Here is a 14,720-nt window from a genome sequence, read left to right as displayed (position 1 = left end):
GTCACCCTTACCCACGCTACGGGGAGATTGCTTGTGACAGCACGTCCTGCCGGGCGCATCATCGCGTCCGGAGTACTGCTCACCGCCGTCACTGTCGCCGTGACGTTCGGGCCCGGAGGCGCCGCCTCCGCCGCACCGGGCGAGCACGGCATCCGCGGGATCGGGCCCTACAAGGCCCCCGCCACGGAGTACGTCAAGGACAGCTACATCGTCGTGTTCAAGGACGCCAAGGTGTCCAAGGCGCAGGTCGGTGCCACCGTCAGCCGGCTCGGCACGCGCTTCAACGGGCGTGTCGGCCACACCTACAGCAACGTCCTGCGGGGCTTCTCCGTCGAGATGAGTGCGGAGAAGGCCAAGCAGATCGCGGCCGAGCCCGAGGTCGAGCGGGTCGAGCAGGTCCAGGTCACGACGAAGTCGGACACCCAGACCAACCCCTCCTGGGGTCTGGACCGCATCGACGAGTACGCGCTTCCGCTCAACCACCAGTACACCTACCCGGGCTCCGCCGGCGGCGACGTGCACGCGTACGTCATCGACACCGGCATCCGGGCCACCCACCCCGAGTTCCAGGGGCGGGTCACCTCGGGGCGGGACTTCGTCGAGAACGACAACGACGCCGATGACTGCGACGGGCACGGGACGCACGTCGCCGGCACCATCGGCGGCCAGACGTTCGGCGTGGCCAAGGGTGTGCGGCTGCACTCGGTGCGGGTGCTCGGCTGTGACGGCCGCGGCACCGTCGCCAACCTGATCGCGGGCGTCGACTGGGTCACCGCCAACGCCGTCAAGCCCGCCGTGGTCAACATGAGCGTCGGCCTCAACGGCATCTCGGCGGCGCTCGACACCGCCGTGACCGCCTCGATCGCCTCGGGCCTCACGTACGCGGTGGCGGCCGGCAACGCGGCCGACGACGCGTGCGACTACAGCCCGAGCCGGGTGCCCGACGCGATCACCGTCGGTGCCACCGACGAGATCGACTACGCGGCGTCGTTCTCCAACCTGGGTGACTGCCTCGACATCTTCGCGCCGGGCGTCAACATCACCTCGGCCGCCAAGGACGGCGGTTCGGTGGCCTTCAACGGCACGTCGATGGCGTCGCCGCACGTCGCCGGTGCCGCCGCGCTGCTCCTGTCGGCCAACCCGTCGTGGACTCCGGCCGAGGTCGCCGCGCGGCTCAGCTCGGACGCGTCGTCGTCGGTGCACCACGCCCTCGCCGATTCGCCCAACCGGCTTCTCAATCTCGCTGACGCCACCAACGAGATCGCTTCGCTGAGCCTGATCGCGCGGGTCAACGCCAGGTTCGTCTCGGCGGCCAACACCGGTGGGTCGCTCGTCGCCAACAACATCGCGCCGGGTGCCACGGAGACGTTCCAGCGTGAGGCGACCGGTGGCGACACGTTCGTGCTGAAGACGGGTGCCAACTACGTCAAGCTCAACGCCGCCCGGCAGCTCGAGGCGTCCACGACCGACCAGGCTCAGGCCGAGCGGTTCAGCCTCGTGACGCAGGGGGATCTCAGCGTCGGTCTGCGCGCCTCCGACGGGCAGTTCGTCGCGGCGGAAAACGCGGGTGCCGGTGCCCTGGTCGCCAACCGGGCCTCGGTCGGTGAGTGGGAGACGTTCGAGAAGCAGGCGCCGGAGCTGGTGGTCAGCGTGAAGGCCTGGGTCAACAACTCCTTCGTCGCGGCCGACAACGGTGGCGCGAGCCCGCTCATCGCCAACCGCCCGAGCGCGGGACAGTGGGAGAGCTTCGACATCGTCGAGACGCCGGACGGCTACATCGGCCTGCGTTCGCACGCCAACGGCAAGTACGTCACGGCTGAAAACGCCGGTGCCTCGCCGCTGATCGCGCGCAGCACCGTGATCGGCGACTGGGAGAAGTTCTGGTTCGTCCACGAGGGGCCGTACGTCACGATCTTCTCGGCGGCCAACGGCAAGATCGCCACGGCGGAAAACGCCGGTGCCTCGCCGCTGATCGCCCGTGGCGACTTCCTCAAGCCGGGCGAGTGGGAGTTCTTCACCCGTACCGTCCGGATCTACTGACCGGGTAACGCCCGTCGCGACACGCGGCCCCTCCGTCCACAGTGGACGGAGGGGCCGCTCCGGTCAGACGCGTGCGCGGCGGCGCAGCGGAGAACTGGGCTTCGACGCGGCCAGCGGGTCCCAGTCGGGCTCGACCGGGGTGAGCTTCGACGGGTCGGCGATCACCGCACCGGCCCGCACCTCGTCCGCGAACCGCCGGCGCAGCACCGCGCCGGCCGTGTTCATCCCGCCCCAGACGGCGCCGACGATGCCGTTGCCCGAGGCCGTGCTGGCCCCGGTGAGCCACAGGCCGGGCAGCTCGGTGCGGGGTCCGGGCCGGCGCGGGCCGATCTGGTCGGCGGCCATCTCGATGCCGTAGCTGGAGCCGAGGCTGGACAGCGTGAAGCGTTCGTGGGTGACGGGCGTGGAGGCCTCGCGCCAGACGATGTGCTCGCGCAGCCCTGGCACGACCTCCGCGGCGCGGTCGATGAGCCGTTCGGTGAGGTGCTCCTTGAGCGCGAGGTACTCCGCGTCCTGCCGGTAGCCGTCGCCGCCCGGCCAGAACCCGCCCTGCGGTGCCAGGCACATCACCTCGAGCGTGGAGTGGCCGGGCGGCGCGGCGTGCGGGTTGCCCGGGTCCTTGGTGGTGGCCGACGTCAGGAAGATCGGGATCTCGTCCGGGATCTGTCCCTTGTGGACGGTGCCGTAGAGCGCCTCGACGTCGGTGTGCGGGTAGCACCAGTACGTGCTGTTGGGCAGCCGTTCGGCCAGGTCGATGTCCAGTCCCAGGTAGACGCTGAACAGCGGCAGCGCCATCCGGTACTTCTCGACCCGCGCGACGGTCTCCTTCGACACGTGTTCGCGGCCGACGAGGTCGAGGTAGGTGCGCTTGAGGTCGGCGCCGGACACGACGACGGGGGCGCGCAGCACCTCGCCGCCCTCCAGCTCGACGCCGGCGGCGGCGCCGTTCTCCACCAGGATCCGGGTGACGCGGGCCTTGGTCCGGACCCGTCCGCCGTGGGTGTGCACGACGTCGATGAGGTGTGCGGGAAGGACCTGGCCGCCACCCTTCGGGTACCACGCGCCGCCGGTCAGGTAGTGGTCGAGGAAGCCGCCGTGCAACGCGATCGACGTGCGGGACGGCGGGGCGCCGTAGTCCCCGGACTCGGCGACGATCACGGCCCGGGCGAGGTCGCTGAGCCGGCAGGCCGTGAAGAGCCAGTTCAACGGGAGCTGTCCGAGGAACGTGACGGTGGGCGCCTGGCGGGCGAAGCGCGCGAGGTCGCGGACGCCGGCCCGGGGCATGGGGACCGAACGCAGCTCGGCGCCGATCCGCCGCAGCACCCCGACGCAGCGCCGCAGGCCCCGCTCCTGCTCGGGAAACGCCTCGATCAGCCGCTCGAGATAGCGGTCCCAGTCGCTGGGCACCCGGAACGTGAGGCCGGGGAAGACCAGCGTGGAGTGCCCGTCCGGGTCGAGCTGCCGCCACTCGACGCGGGTGTCGAGCCCGAGGCCGCGCAGCGCGGCGGTCATCCGCCCCTCGGGGTGGCACTCGCCGATGTAGTGCATGCCGACGTCGAACTCGTACTTGTTGCCCTTGCGGCGGAACACCTGGCTGCAGCCGCCGGCGACCTGGTTCTGCTCCAGGACTAGCGTGCGCCGGCCGGCGGCGGTGAGGTAGGCGGCGCAGGTCAGCCCGCTGAGCCCGGAACCGATGACGATCGCGTCCCACTCTTCCATCGGATCAGGGTAGCAGCCGATATAGCAGTTGCTATAGCGCTAGTATTTTCCCCCGTGAACGAACGCCGCGCCGACCCCACCGTGCGCGTACGCCTGCTGGAGGGCGCCGCCCGCCTGCTCGCCGAGGAGGGTCCGTCCGCCCTGACGCTGCGGCGCGTCGCCGCCGAGGCCGGCACCTCCACCATGGGCGTGTACACGCACTTCGGCTCGATGCCCGACCTCGCCGACGCGATCGTCGCCGAGGGGTTCGCCCGGCTGCGCACACTGCTCGCCGAGGTGCCGCCGACCGGCGACGCGCTCGCCGACCTGGCCGGCCTGGCCCGCGCCTACCTGATCCACGCGCGGCGCAACCCGCACCTGTACGCCGTCATGTTCGGCTCCGCCTCCCTGGGCCGCTACCGCCCGCGGACCGCCGACGAACGCGAGCGCGGCCGGGACACGTTCGACGCGATCGTGCACGCCGCCGAGCGCGCCGTGGCGCAGGGCCGGCTCCGCGACGGCGTGCCGCTGGACATCGCCCGGCAGTTGTGGGCGGCCATGCACGGCTACGTGATGCTCGACGTCGCCGGATACTTCCGGGACGGCGGGGCCGAGCACGTGCTGATCCCCATGTTCGTCAACCTGCTCGGTGGGCTGGGCGCCGACCGCGCGGCCGCGAAGGCGTCGATCGGGACCCTCGCGGTCGCGGCCGAGGTGTAATCGCCGCCGGTTCGCCGACACAAGTAGAGGTGTGTACATACACCGCACTCTCGCCGTGGTGCTGGTCGCCGCCCTGGCCGGCGCCCTCCCCGCACTCCTCGGCCGCGCCGCCGCCCCGGTCCCCGCCGACCCGTCGGTGACGCTCGTGACCGGCGACCGGATCGTTCTGGGGGAACGCGTCAGCGTCCGCCCCGGGGCGGGGCGTGCGGGCATGTCGTTCGCCACGTGGGTGGAGCGGGGGCACCTGGTCGTCGTGCCGGCCGACGCCCTGGGTCTGGTCGCCGGCGGGCGGGTCGACCGGCGGCTGTTCGACGTGACGGCCCTGCGCGAGGCCGGCTTCGACGACGCGCGCCCGGCGGCGCTGAGCGAGCTGACCGTCGAGGTCTCCTACGACGACGGCGCGCACTGGCTGCCCGCCCCCGTCGTCGCCTGCGGCACGGCGTGGACGGCCCGCCCACCCGCCGGGACGGGACCGATGTCGGTGCGGGCGCGCGCCACCGACAGCCTCGGTGCGACGGTCGAGGAGACGATCATCCGCGCCCACGGGGACCGGTGACATGCGCGACGAACACTGGTTCACCCGCCTGTACACCGACCACTACCCGGACGTCTCCCGCTACGCCATGCGCCGCCTGACCGACCCGGACGCCGTCGCCGAACTCACCCAGGAGGTCTTCGTCGTCGCCTGGCGCCGCCGCGCCGACGTACCCGACCAGGGCCTGCCCTGGCTGTACGGGGTGGCCCGGCGCCTGCTCGCCAACCACTGGCGCGGCCTGCGGGCGAGCCCGGCACCGGTGCCGCTGCCCGGCAAGGAGACCACGGTCGGCGCCGATCACCACGCCGCCGCCGACCGGCTCGCCGACGTTCGGCGCGCGCTCGCGACCCTCTCCGATCCCGACCGCGAACTGCTCCAGCTCATCGGCTGGGAGCAGCTCACGCTCGCCGAGGCCGCCCGGGTGCTCGGCTGCAGCCGGCCGACCGCCGCCGTGCGCCTGCACCGGGCCCGTGGCCGCCTCACCCGCGCACTGGCCGGTCCGACGGCCGCCCCCGCAGCAATCCCCAGCAGGTAAAGGACCATCGCCATGCCAGACATCGACAGCATCCGGGCGGCGCTCGGTCCGGCCGATCCGGCCCGTGGCACACCCGTTCCGCCGCCGCGGGTGACGGCCGCCGACCTGATCGCCCGCACGGGGGAGCCGCACGCTCCCGGCCGCTTCGATCGCCGCGTGGGCCGTCGGCTGGTCCTCGGGCCGGTCGCGTTGGGAGTCGCGGCGGCGGTGGCGTATCCGTTCCTCCGCCGGGAGTCGCAGCCTCCGTCGAGCGCGCCGCCGTCGTCCCCGTCCCTGTCCGGCTCTCCGTCTCCGTCGGCGCCGCTGCCCGCGTCGTCGTTGCCGCCACCGCCGCGCATCGAGCTCGGGCCGGTGGTCCGCCCGGTCGTGCTCCAGTACGAGGATCACGCGCCGCCCGCCGGGGACCGGCTCCGCGAGCTCGCCGGACAGCTGGCCGACGCGCCCTACGACGGCACCTCCGGGCCGTTCACCTACATCCACACCCTCGGCTGGAACGCGGTCTTCGACGACCGGCCCGGGGGCACCTCGCAGCGGATCCCGCCGACCGAGAAGGAGCTGTGGTACCGGCCCGACGACGGTTCGGGGCGGCTGCGCGTCACGGTGCACCCCGACGTGTATCCCAACGAGGAGTCCGCACGCTACTGGCGCGAACATCCGATGCCGTCCCCGACGGGCACACCGCCGCCGGTCTACGACGACCTGCCGGCCGGCCGCGCGGGACCGACGCGCACGATGCCGACCGACCCGGCCGCGCTGCGGGTCTTCGTCGGCCGCGATCCGGTGCGGGGGCTGCGCAACCTGTACGGGTACTACGCCGTCGCCCGCGATGCCCGCGCCGGCATGCTGCGCATCCTCGCCGACGTGCCCGGGATCGCCTGGCGCGGCGAGACGACCGACCGCGCGGGTCGCGGCGGGATCGCGGTCAGTGTGGAGACCGACACGGCCCGGGAGGTTCTCGTCTTCGATCCCCGCACCGGCGTGCTGCTCATGTGGGACGAGGTCAGCCACGAGCAGGACACCGTCGCCGGCTGCACGCTGTACCTGAGATCCGGACACACGGACCAGACGGGCACGTAAGGTGCGGATGATTTGAGTATGTTTCGCCCATGAACCGTTCACGTGTCCTCTGTGCCGCGGCGGCCCTCATCGTCGCCGTGGCAGGCCCGATCGCCGCGGTCACCCCGGCCGCCGCGAGCCCGGCCGACCCGCCGCCCGGCGGACTGCCCGGCGTGGCGGTGCCGACCCTGGCGTGGGCCGCCTGCACCGACGACGCCGCGTACCAGTGCGCGGCGGCGCCGGTCCCGCTCGACTACCGCCGCCCGGCGCTCGGCACCGTCACGCTGCGACTGCGGCGCGCACCCTCGACCGACCCGGCCAAGCGGATCGGCACGCTGTTCCTGCACGCGGGCGGGCCGGGTGGCTCCGGCTACGGCTGGGTCTCCTCGTACGCGACCAGTTCGCCGGCGGAGATCCGCGAGAAGTTCGACATCGTCGGGTACGACGCGCGCGGCGTGCAGCGCAGCACCCCGACACTGTCCTGTGTGGACACTCCGACCTACCGGGAGCAGTGGGCGCAGACGTCCTCGACGCCGAACGCCTCGTCGTTCGACACCGCGTTGCGGCTGGCGACCGAGTTCGACGCGGCCTGCCAGGCCAACTCCGGGGAGCTGCTGCCGTACGTGGGTGCCGAGTACCAGGCCCGCGACCTGGACCTGCTGCGCGCCGCCGTCGGCGATCCGAAGATCACCCTGTTCGCCGAGTCGTACGCCACCTACGTGGGCACGGTGTACCTCAACCTGTTCCCGAAGCGCACCCGTGCCGTGGTCCTGGACGCGGGCTACGACCCGCAGCGGTACGCGCTCGACCCGTACGCCTACGACTACGGGCAATACCGTTCGACCGAGTCGGCGATGTTCCGCTTCCTCGACTGGTGCGCGGCGACGCCGGCGCAGTGCGAGTTCGCGGCGGCGGTGCCGGGGTCCACAAAGGACAGTCTGGCCGCGCGGATCAAGGCGATCATGTCGTCGCTCGACGCGGACCCGATCCGGGACGCCGACGGCAAGGTGATCGTCAACGGGCCCACGATGCTGTCGGAGCTGACGTTCCGGCTCAACTCCGGCACCCGCCGGTGGATGGCGCTCGGCGCGGACCTGCGTGCCGCCGAGGGGCGCACCGGGTCGCTGATGTACGTGATCCCCGACTCGGACACCCGGTTCAACGCGGCCAACGTCGCGGTCGAGTGCGCGGACCGCGTGTACCCGGACAGCGTGCCGCTCCTGCGGGCCAGGCTCGCCAGGGCCGCGGCCGACGCGCCGCTGACCGGCCCGGGCATGGCGTACGGCCCGCCCGCCTACGACCAGACGCACGCGCCGGCCTGCATGCGGTGGCCGGCCGAACGCCGGAGCCGGTACACCGGGCCCTACCACGGGAGAGGCTCGGCCCCGGTTCTCGTCGTCGGCAACACCGGTGACCCCGACACGCCGTACCAGGACTCGGTGACGCTGGCCGACACCCTGGTCAACGGCCACCTGCTCACCTGGCAGGGCGAGGGCCACACCGCGCGACGCAAGAGCCTCTGCGCCGAGGGGCACATGTACGCCTACCTGCTGGAGCTGACCGTGCCGCCGGCCGGCACGACCTGCACCGACGCGCCGATCCCGGCCTGATCCGCCCGAGCGGTCGTCCCGTCGGCCCGCACCGGCCGGCGGGACGCCACCACGGTCGCCGCCACCAGCACCAGCACCCCGCCCGCGAACTGCGTCGGGCGCAGGGACTCGCCGAGCACGACCGCCGCCGCCGCGACGGTGACGACGGGTTCGAACGTCGACAGGATGGCCGCGCTCGACGGCCCGACCCGCCGCAGGCCCGCGAAGAAGGTCAGCATCGCCGCGACGGTCGACACGACGGCGATGCACCCCAGCCACAGCCACCCCGCCGCCCCGAACGAGAGGCCCACCCCGCCGGTGCCCAGCGCCCGCAGCCACAGGGTCACGGCGGCACCGCTCATCACGAGGGCGGCCAGCGGCACCGGCGCGATCCGGCGCACGGTGCCGTCGGCGACCAGGATGTACGCCGTGTACGTCAGCGCCGCACCGAACCCGAGCACCACCCCGAACGGGTCGACGGCCGCCGCGCCGGCGCCGAGCAGGACGAGGAGCGTGCCGCCGGAGGCGGCCACCAGGGCGACGACCCGCCCGGCGGTGAACCGGTCCCGGCCGAGCAGCACCGCCCCGACGGTGACGAAGATCGGGAACGTGTACAGCACGAGCGACAGCAGCGCGGCGTCCATCCGGCGCAGCGCCGAGAAGAAGAGCCCCGCCTGCGCGGCGTAGCCCACGGCCCCGAGCCCGAACGCCGTCACCAGCAGGCGCCCGCGCGGCATCGGATCCCGCCGCGCCGACGCCAGCGGGACGAGGATCGCGGCCGCCAGCGTGAACCGCACCAGCAGCAGCGCGTCGAGCGGGACGCCGGCGTCGAACGCCAGCTTGCCGAAGACGGCCATGACGCCGAAGCACGCGGCGGAGAGCAGACACAGGAACGCACCCATGCTTCGAGCATCGGCGGCCTGACTCATCAGGTCCAGCGACGATTCGTGGAGCACAATCGTTAGGATTTCTGCATGGTCGTGCTTGATCTGCGGCGGCTGCGGTTCCTGCGGGAGTTCGCGGAACGCGGCACGCTCGGCGCGGTCGCCACGGCCCTCGGCTACAGCCCGTCGGCGGTCTCGCAGCAGCTGGCGTTGCTGGAGAAGGAGGTCGGCGCGCGCCTGTTCGAGAAGGCCGGCCGCGGCGTGCGGCTCACCGACGCCGGGCGCCTGCTCGTCCGGCACGCCCGCCTGCTGCTCGCGGCCGCCGAGACGGCCACCGCCGACCTGGCGGCGCTCGGCGACGACGTTCGTGGCACGGTGCGCGCGGGAGGCCTCCAGTCCGCGGCCCGCCGCATCCTGGTGCCCGCGCTGGCCCGCGTGACGGCCGCCCATCCCCGGGTCCGCGTGGAGATCGACGAACTGGAGCTCGAACAGGCCCTGCCCGGCCTGCGGCTCGGCGCCGTCGACGTGGTGGTCAGCGACGAGTACGACGGCCACCCGCGTCCGCGCCCGGCCGGCCTGACGTTCGCGCCCCTGCACGAGGAACCGCTCAAGGTGGTGCTGGCGGCCGGGCATCCCCTGGCGCGCGCCGGCGGGCCGGTCGCGATCGCCGCCCTGCGGGACGAACCCTGGGCCACCTCCGACGAGGGCACCGGCCACCAGGCGGCGGTGATCGGGACGTGCCGTTCGCTCGGCGGCTACGAGCCGGACGTGCGCCACCGCTCCAACGACGCCGACGTCCAACTCGAACTCATCCGCATCGGCGCGGCCGTCGCCCTGCTGCCACCGCTGGCGATGCCGGCGAACGACCCCACGGTGGCCGTGCGGGACATCGCCGGCACGCGGCTGATGCGCCGCCTGATGGTCGTCACGCGGGACGGCCCGCCCGCTCCGGCGCTCACCGCGTTCCTGGCGGCCCTCACTGACGTCGCCGCCGAGATTGGCGCTGAGCCGCTCCACTGACGTCGCCGCCGAGACAGGCGCTGAGCCGCCGCACTGCTGTCGCCGCTGAGACAAAGGAGCCGCCGCACGACCGTCGCCGCGGAGACGGAGCGCCGCCCCACGGGCGTCGCCGTACGTCGGCGACCCGCGCTTCGCCGACGGCACGGGCGGCACACTGCGCGACTGACCCCGAGACTTTTTCGTCACCGCGCCGAATTCTCCCCGGCCGCAATCCCCCGGGCGACGTTCGAACGTAGATACGGCCATCGATGTCCCGTTCATCGAGTCCTGGGGAGGAAGTCCGCATGGCATCCGCAAGAAAGGCCCTACTGCTGGGCGCGCTGCTGGCGTTGGCCGTCCCGGCTCCCGCACCCGCCGCACCGCCGGAGGGCACCGTGCTCGCCGCCGGCGGCCCGACCGCGATCGGCGGTTCGTACATCGTGGTGCTGCACGAGAAGGCCACCGCCGCCGTCGCGGCTGCCTACGGCGGCACCGTCACCCGCACGTACCGCCACGCGCTGCACGGGTTCGAGGCGGAACTGTCGGAGTCCGCCGCGAAGCGGCTCGCCGCCGACCCGGCCGTCGTGTCCGTCACGCAGAACCACACGGTGTCCACAGTGGACGTTCAGGCGCCCGTGCCGTCGTGGGGCCTCGACCGCGTGGACCAGCGCACACTGCCGCTGGACGGCTCGTTCACCTATCCGAGCGTGCGGACGGCGGTGCGCGCGTACGTCATCGACACCGGTGTGCGCCTGACGCACAGCGACTTCGGGGGCCGGGCGGTCTCCGGGTTCGACATCATGGACAACGACCCCGACGCCTCCGACTGCGAGGGGCACGGCACGCACGTGGCCGGCACGCTCGGCGGCAACACCTACGGCGTCGCCAAGAACGTCCAGATCGTCGCCGTGCGGGTGCTCGGCTGCCAGGGCCAGGGCACCATCGGCACCGTCATCGGCGGCGTCGACTGGGTGACCGCCGACCACACCCCGGGCCAGCCGGCCGTGGCGAACATGAGCCTCGGCGGCGGCGCGTGGGACCCGCTGGTGCGCGCGGTCACCAACTCGATCGCCGACGGCGTCACCTACGCGGTCGCCGCCGGCAACGAGAACGGCGCCGACGCCTGCACCCGTTCGCCCGCCAACACCCCGAACGCGATCACCGTCGCCGCGACCCGGCCGGACGACACCCGGGCGCCGTTCAGCAACATCGGCTCGTGCGTCGACGTCTTCGCGCCGGGCACCGACATCGTGTCGGCCGGCCACACCAGCGACACGGCCGTGCGCACGGCCTCCGGCACCTCCATGGCGTCGCCGCACGTGGCCGGCGCGGCGGCGCTGATCCTCGCCGACCATCCCACGTACACGCCGGCGGAGGTCACCGGCGAACTGCTCGCCGACAGCACGCGCGAGGCCGTGAAGGACCCCGGTACCGGTTCGTCCAACCGGCTCCTCTACGTCGACCCGGTGACGCCGGAAGACGACTTCACGCTGGCGGCCGCGCCCGCAGCCGGGAGCGTCCGGGCCGGTGGCAGCCTCACCGTCGCGGTCGGCGGCACGGTCACGAGGGGCGCGCCGCAGCAGGTGCGGCTCTCCGCCGTCGGCCTCCCGCCCGGTGCGACGGCGTCGTTCGCGCCGGCGACGATCGGATCCGACGGCGGTTCCACGCTGACCATCGCCACCGCCGACACGACGCCCGCCGGCACGTTCACGGTCGCGGTGCTGGGCACCGGCGTCGGCGCGACCCGCCAGGCCCTCTACCGCCTCACGGTGGTCGGCGCACCCGGTTGTATCGGGGGGAACGCCACCGACACCGCACTGCCGCTGGGCAACATCCTCGAGGTGCCGGTGACCATCAGCGGCTGCGCGGGCACCGCCGCCCGCAACAGCACGATCGAGGTGCACCTGCCGCACGACTACCTGGCCGACCTGAATCTCGACCTGATCGCCCCCGACGGGACGGCCTACGCGCTGCTCGCGCGCACCGGCTGGGAGGCGCGCGACCTCGATTACACGTTCTCCTACGACCTGTCGTCGGAGCAGGCGAACGGCACCTGGAAGCTGCGCGTCTCCGACTACGGCCCGATGGGCGGCGGTTACCTGGACTCGTGGACCCTGAACGTCGCCGGCCAGAACCTGCCGGTGCCGGTCTGCGGCGGACTCTCCACGACCCGGGTGAAGATCCCGGACGAGGGCACCGCGGACTCCCCGATCACGGTGCGCGGCTGCGACCGGGCGGCGTCCGGGGAGGTGTACGTGGAGGTGCGCGTCTCGCACACGTGGGCGCGGGACGTCTCCGTCTCCCTCGTGGCGCCCGACGGCGAGGAGATCGAGCTGCAGGGGTTCAACGGCCAGGGAATCCCGAACGTCTACCTGACCTTCATCGTGAACTTCTCCGGTAAACCCGCGAACGGTGTCTGGAAACTGCGCGTGCGCGACTACTTCTGGGGCAACGAGGGCACCATCGACGGCTGGAAACTGACCCTCTGATTCGGGGCGTGGACCCGGCGCACCCCAGGGCGCCGGGTCCACCGTCCTATGTGGACATGGCAGTGACCCGGAACCCGCCCGCACCGTCGAGGGTCACCTCGTACAGCCCGTCGAATCCCTCGTCGACCGCCGGCCGCACCAGCCGCCCGAGGGTGGCGTACACGCCGACGTCGGGCACCCGGGCGCGCCCCTCGCGAACGGCGTTGCGGCGCAACGTCCCCGGCAGGTCCGGCGGGAACCAGTAGCCGAACACCTCGGCCCCGGCGGCCCGCGCGATCGCGATCAGCGGTGCCCGTTCGGCGACCGAGGCGTTGGTGTTGTCGAGCGCCACGGCGGATCCGGCGGCCAGCGCGTCGCGGACCAGCCGTCGCTGGCGGGCGTCGCGGCGGCGGGCGTTCGGCCAGTTGTCCTTGCTGATGTGCAGGTGGGTCGGCGCGAGGTGCCGGGCGTAGAACGTGCTCTTGCCCGACGCCGGCAGGCCGACCAGGACGACCAGTCGCGGCCCGTCCATCCCGGCCCGTCCTATGTGGACGGTACGGCGTCGAGCCCGACCCGCCCGGCCACGATCGCGTACAGCGGCGCCACCCGCATGGCCGCGACGGCGGCCGTTCTGTTCACCACCGTCCGATCATCCCGGTACCGGCAAGCCGATTGTCAGGCGATGACGGCCTCGATGAGGTGCGGCCCCGGTTCGCGCAACGCGTCGGCGAAGTGCCGGGCCAGTTCCTCGGCGGTGCGGGCCCTGGTGGCGGGCACGCCCATCCCGGCGGCGAGCGCGACGAAGTCGAGGTCCGGATCGGAGAGGTCCATGAGGGCGGCAGCCGCGCCCGTCGCCGCGCCGGTGCGTTCCAGTTCGGCGCGCAGGATCGCGTAGGAACGGTTGTTGAGGACGACGGTGGTGACGTCCAGGCGTTCGCGGGCCATCGTCCACAGGGCGGAGATCGTGTACATGGCGCTCCCGTCGGCCTGCACACAGACCACCGGGCGGTCGGGGCAGGCGATCGCGGCCCCGGCGGCGGAGGGCAGGCCCTGACCGATCGCGAGGCCGGTGAGCGCCAGGAAGTCGTGCGGGGCGGCCTGTGCGGTGGCGGCCTGCAGCGCGGCGGCACCGGTCACCGACTCGTCGACGAGGATCGCCTCCGCGGGCAGCAGCGCACCGATCACGGCCGCCCAGTTGCGTGCGTCCAACGGGCCGTGGGGGAGCGGCGGCGGCGCGAACGGCGCCAGCACCGGCTCGGTGGCGGGGGCCACGAGATCCGCCCACGCCTCCAACGCGACGGCCGCCGCGAGCGAGCCTTCCGGGGCGAGCGTGTGCACCCGCGTGCCGGCCGGGGTCGGTTCCCCCGGCTTCCCCGGATACGCGAACGACGTCACCGGCGTCCGCGCGCCCACCAGCACCAGGTCGCGCACCCCGTCGAGCTGCGCGGTGACCTGCTCGCCCCGGTACGCCAGCGGCTCCGTGGCGGGAACGCCCGCGCCGCGCCGCTGCCGGGCCGGCCACCCGCGGGAGAACACCCGCGCGCCCGTCGCGGCGGCGATCCGGCCCGCGGCGCGCAACCCCCGCTCGGTGAGCGCATCGCCGTCGAGCAGCAGCGCACAGCGTTCCCCCGGAAAGAAGTCCAGGGACGGGACCGGCGGGGCAGCGACCGGGACCGGCGGGCCCACGGGGGCGCCGACCGACCACGACACGTCGGCCGGCACGATCAGCGTGGCGATCCCGCCGGCCCGCGCCGCCGCGACCGCCTCGGCGGCGTCGCGGCCCACGTCCCCGACGGTCGCCGGCCGGCGCACCCACGCCGAGACCGTGCCGGCGAGCGCGTCGATGTCGGACTCCAGCAGCGAGTCCAGCGGCTTGTGCGCCAGCGCGTGATCGCCGATGACGTTGACCAGCGGGGTGTGCGCGCGGCGGGCGTTGTGCAGGTTGGCGAGGCCGTTGGCCAGGCCGGGCCCGAGGTGCAGGAGCGTGGCGGCCGGACGCCCGGCCATCCGCGCGTAGCCGTCGGCGGCCCCGGTCGCCACCCCCTCGAACAGGCACAGCACGCCGCGCATCGCCGGCAGGTCGTCGAGCGCCGCGACGAAGTGCATCTCGGAGGTGCCCGGGTTGGCGAAGCACACCGTCACGTCGCTGTCGATCAGCGTGCGCACCAACGCCTGCGCACCGGTCAGCTCACTCAT

General features: G+C 73.3%; 12 protein-coding genes. 8 read left to right on the top strand and 4 right to left on the bottom strand.

The genetic code is table 11. The features are described from left to right. Positions 1-33: 33 nt before the first annotated feature. Positions 34-2,040 carry a S8 family serine peptidase gene (locus Val02_RS26395; protein WP_239153335.1) on the top strand — a complete coding sequence of 669 codons (2,007 nt, stop codon included), beginning with the start codon at positions 34-36 and terminating at the stop codon, positions 2,038-2,040. A gap of 63 nt (positions 2,041-2,103) precedes the next feature. Here the strand turns inward: Val02_RS26395 and Val02_RS26390 are convergent, their stop codons facing one another. Further along, positions 2,104-3,759 (bottom strand): phytoene desaturase family protein, encoded by a 1,656-nt coding sequence (locus tag Val02_RS26390; protein ID WP_203901904.1) that lies wholly within the window; start codon positions 3,757-3,759, stop codon positions 2,104-2,106. Positions 3,760-3,813: 54 nt separating this feature from the next. On the opposite strand from Val02_RS26390, the gene Val02_RS26385 reads away from it, so the two are divergent. Genes Val02_RS26385 through Val02_RS26365 form a run of 5 tightly spaced genes read left to right on the top strand, consistent with a single transcriptional unit; the run spans position 3,814 to position 8,194 of the window. Beyond that, positions 3,814-4,458 carry a TetR/AcrR family transcriptional regulator gene (locus Val02_RS26385; protein ID WP_203901903.1) on the top strand — a complete coding sequence of 215 codons (645 nt, stop codon included), beginning with the start codon at positions 3,814-3,816 and terminating at the stop codon, positions 4,456-4,458. Between the two features lie 31 nt (positions 4,459-4,489). Continuing rightward, on the top strand, positions 4,490-5,014 hold the full coding sequence (locus tag Val02_RS26380) for a hypothetical protein (protein WP_203901902.1): 525 nt from the start codon (positions 4,490-4,492) through the stop codon (positions 5,012-5,014). A gap of 1 nt (position 5,015) precedes the next feature. Then, complete coding sequence (locus Val02_RS26375) at positions 5,016-5,528, top strand: RNA polymerase sigma factor (protein ID WP_203901901.1); 513 nt, start codon at positions 5,016-5,018, stop codon at positions 5,526-5,528. A 12-nt stretch (positions 5,529-5,540) separates the two neighbouring features. Further along, positions 5,541-6,605: a hypothetical protein gene (locus Val02_RS26370; RefSeq protein ID WP_203901900.1), complete on the top strand. Its 1,065-nt coding sequence runs from the start codon at positions 5,541-5,543 to the stop codon at positions 6,603-6,605. Positions 6,606-6,634: 29 nt separating this feature from the next. Further along, positions 6,635-8,194 carry an alpha/beta fold hydrolase gene (locus Val02_RS26365; protein WP_203901899.1) on the top strand — a complete coding sequence of 520 codons (1,560 nt, stop codon included), beginning with the start codon at positions 6,635-6,637 and terminating at the stop codon, positions 8,192-8,194. Here Val02_RS26365 and Val02_RS26360 read toward each other — a convergent pair. Next, positions 8,128-9,075 carry a DMT family transporter gene (locus Val02_RS26360; RefSeq protein ID WP_203901898.1) on the bottom strand — a complete coding sequence of 316 codons (948 nt, stop codon included), beginning with the start codon at positions 9,073-9,075 and terminating at the stop codon, positions 8,128-8,130. The two genes, Val02_RS26365 and Val02_RS26360, sit on opposite strands and share 67 nt — an antisense overlap. A gap of 72 nt (positions 9,076-9,147) precedes the next feature. Between Val02_RS26360 and Val02_RS26355 the strand changes: the two genes are divergently transcribed. Continuing rightward, positions 9,148-10,077, top strand: coding sequence for a LysR family transcriptional regulator (locus Val02_RS26355; RefSeq protein WP_203901897.1), 930 nt, complete (start codon positions 9,148-9,150; stop codon positions 10,075-10,077). A 284-nt stretch (positions 10,078-10,361) separates the two neighbouring features. Beyond that, positions 10,362-12,545 (top strand): S8 family serine peptidase, encoded by a 2,184-nt coding sequence (locus Val02_RS26350; RefSeq protein ID WP_203901896.1) that lies wholly within the window; start codon positions 10,362-10,364, stop codon positions 12,543-12,545. Positions 12,546-12,591: 46 nt separating this feature from the next. Here Val02_RS26350 and Val02_RS26345 read toward each other — a convergent pair whose 3' ends face one another. Further along, positions 12,592-13,056: an ATP-binding protein gene (locus Val02_RS26345; RefSeq protein WP_203901895.1), complete on the bottom strand. Its 465-nt coding sequence runs from the start codon at positions 13,054-13,056 to the stop codon at positions 12,592-12,594. Between the two features lie 143 nt (positions 13,057-13,199). Beyond that, on the bottom strand, positions 13,200-14,720 hold the full coding sequence (locus Val02_RS26340; protein ID WP_203901894.1) for an acetolactate synthase large subunit: 1,521 nt from the start codon (positions 14,718-14,720) through the stop codon (positions 13,200-13,202).

This window comes from Virgisporangium aliadipatigenens, assembly GCF_016863615.1.
In the GTDB taxonomy this organism is placed as follows: domain Bacteria; phylum Actinomycetota; class Actinomycetes; order Mycobacteriales; family Micromonosporaceae; genus Virgisporangium; species Virgisporangium aliadipatigenens.
This window is presented reverse-complemented; position numbering and strand designations above follow the sequence as displayed.

What these genes read in the sequence shown, in the direction of transcription:
- Val02_RS26365 (WP_203901899.1), top strand. Translation starts at nt 6,635, where the DNA reads ATGAACCGTTCACGTGTCCTCTGTGCCGCGGCGGCCCTCATCGTCGCC.
- Val02_RS26360 (WP_203901898.1), bottom strand. Translation starts at nt 9,075, where the DNA reads ATGGGTGCGTTCCTGTGTCTGCTCTCCGCCGCGTGCTTCGGCGTCATG.
- Val02_RS26375 (WP_203901901.1), top strand. Translation starts at nt 5,016, where the DNA reads ATGCGCGACGAACACTGGTTCACCCGCCTGTACACCGACCACTACCCG.
- Val02_RS26370 (WP_203901900.1), top strand. Translation starts at nt 5,541, where the DNA reads ATGCCAGACATCGACAGCATCCGGGCGGCGCTCGGTCCGGCCGATCCG.
- Val02_RS26350 (WP_203901896.1), top strand. Translation starts at nt 10,362, where the DNA reads ATGGCATCCGCAAGAAAGGCCCTACTGCTGGGCGCGCTGCTGGCGTTG.
- Val02_RS26355 (WP_203901897.1), top strand. Translation starts at nt 9,148, where the DNA reads ATGGTCGTGCTTGATCTGCGGCGGCTGCGGTTCCTGCGGGAGTTCGCG.
- Val02_RS26390 (WP_203901904.1), bottom strand. Translation starts at nt 3,759, where the DNA reads ATGGAAGAGTGGGACGCGATCGTCATCGGTTCCGGGCTCAGCGGGCTG.
- Val02_RS26340 (WP_203901894.1), bottom strand. Translation starts at nt 14,720, where the DNA reads ATGAGTGAGCTGACCGGTGCGCAGGCGTTGGTGCGCACGCTGATCGAC.
- Val02_RS26345 (WP_203901895.1), bottom strand. Translation starts at nt 13,056, where the DNA reads ATGGACGGGCCGCGACTGGTCGTCCTGGTCGGCCTGCCGGCGTCGGGC.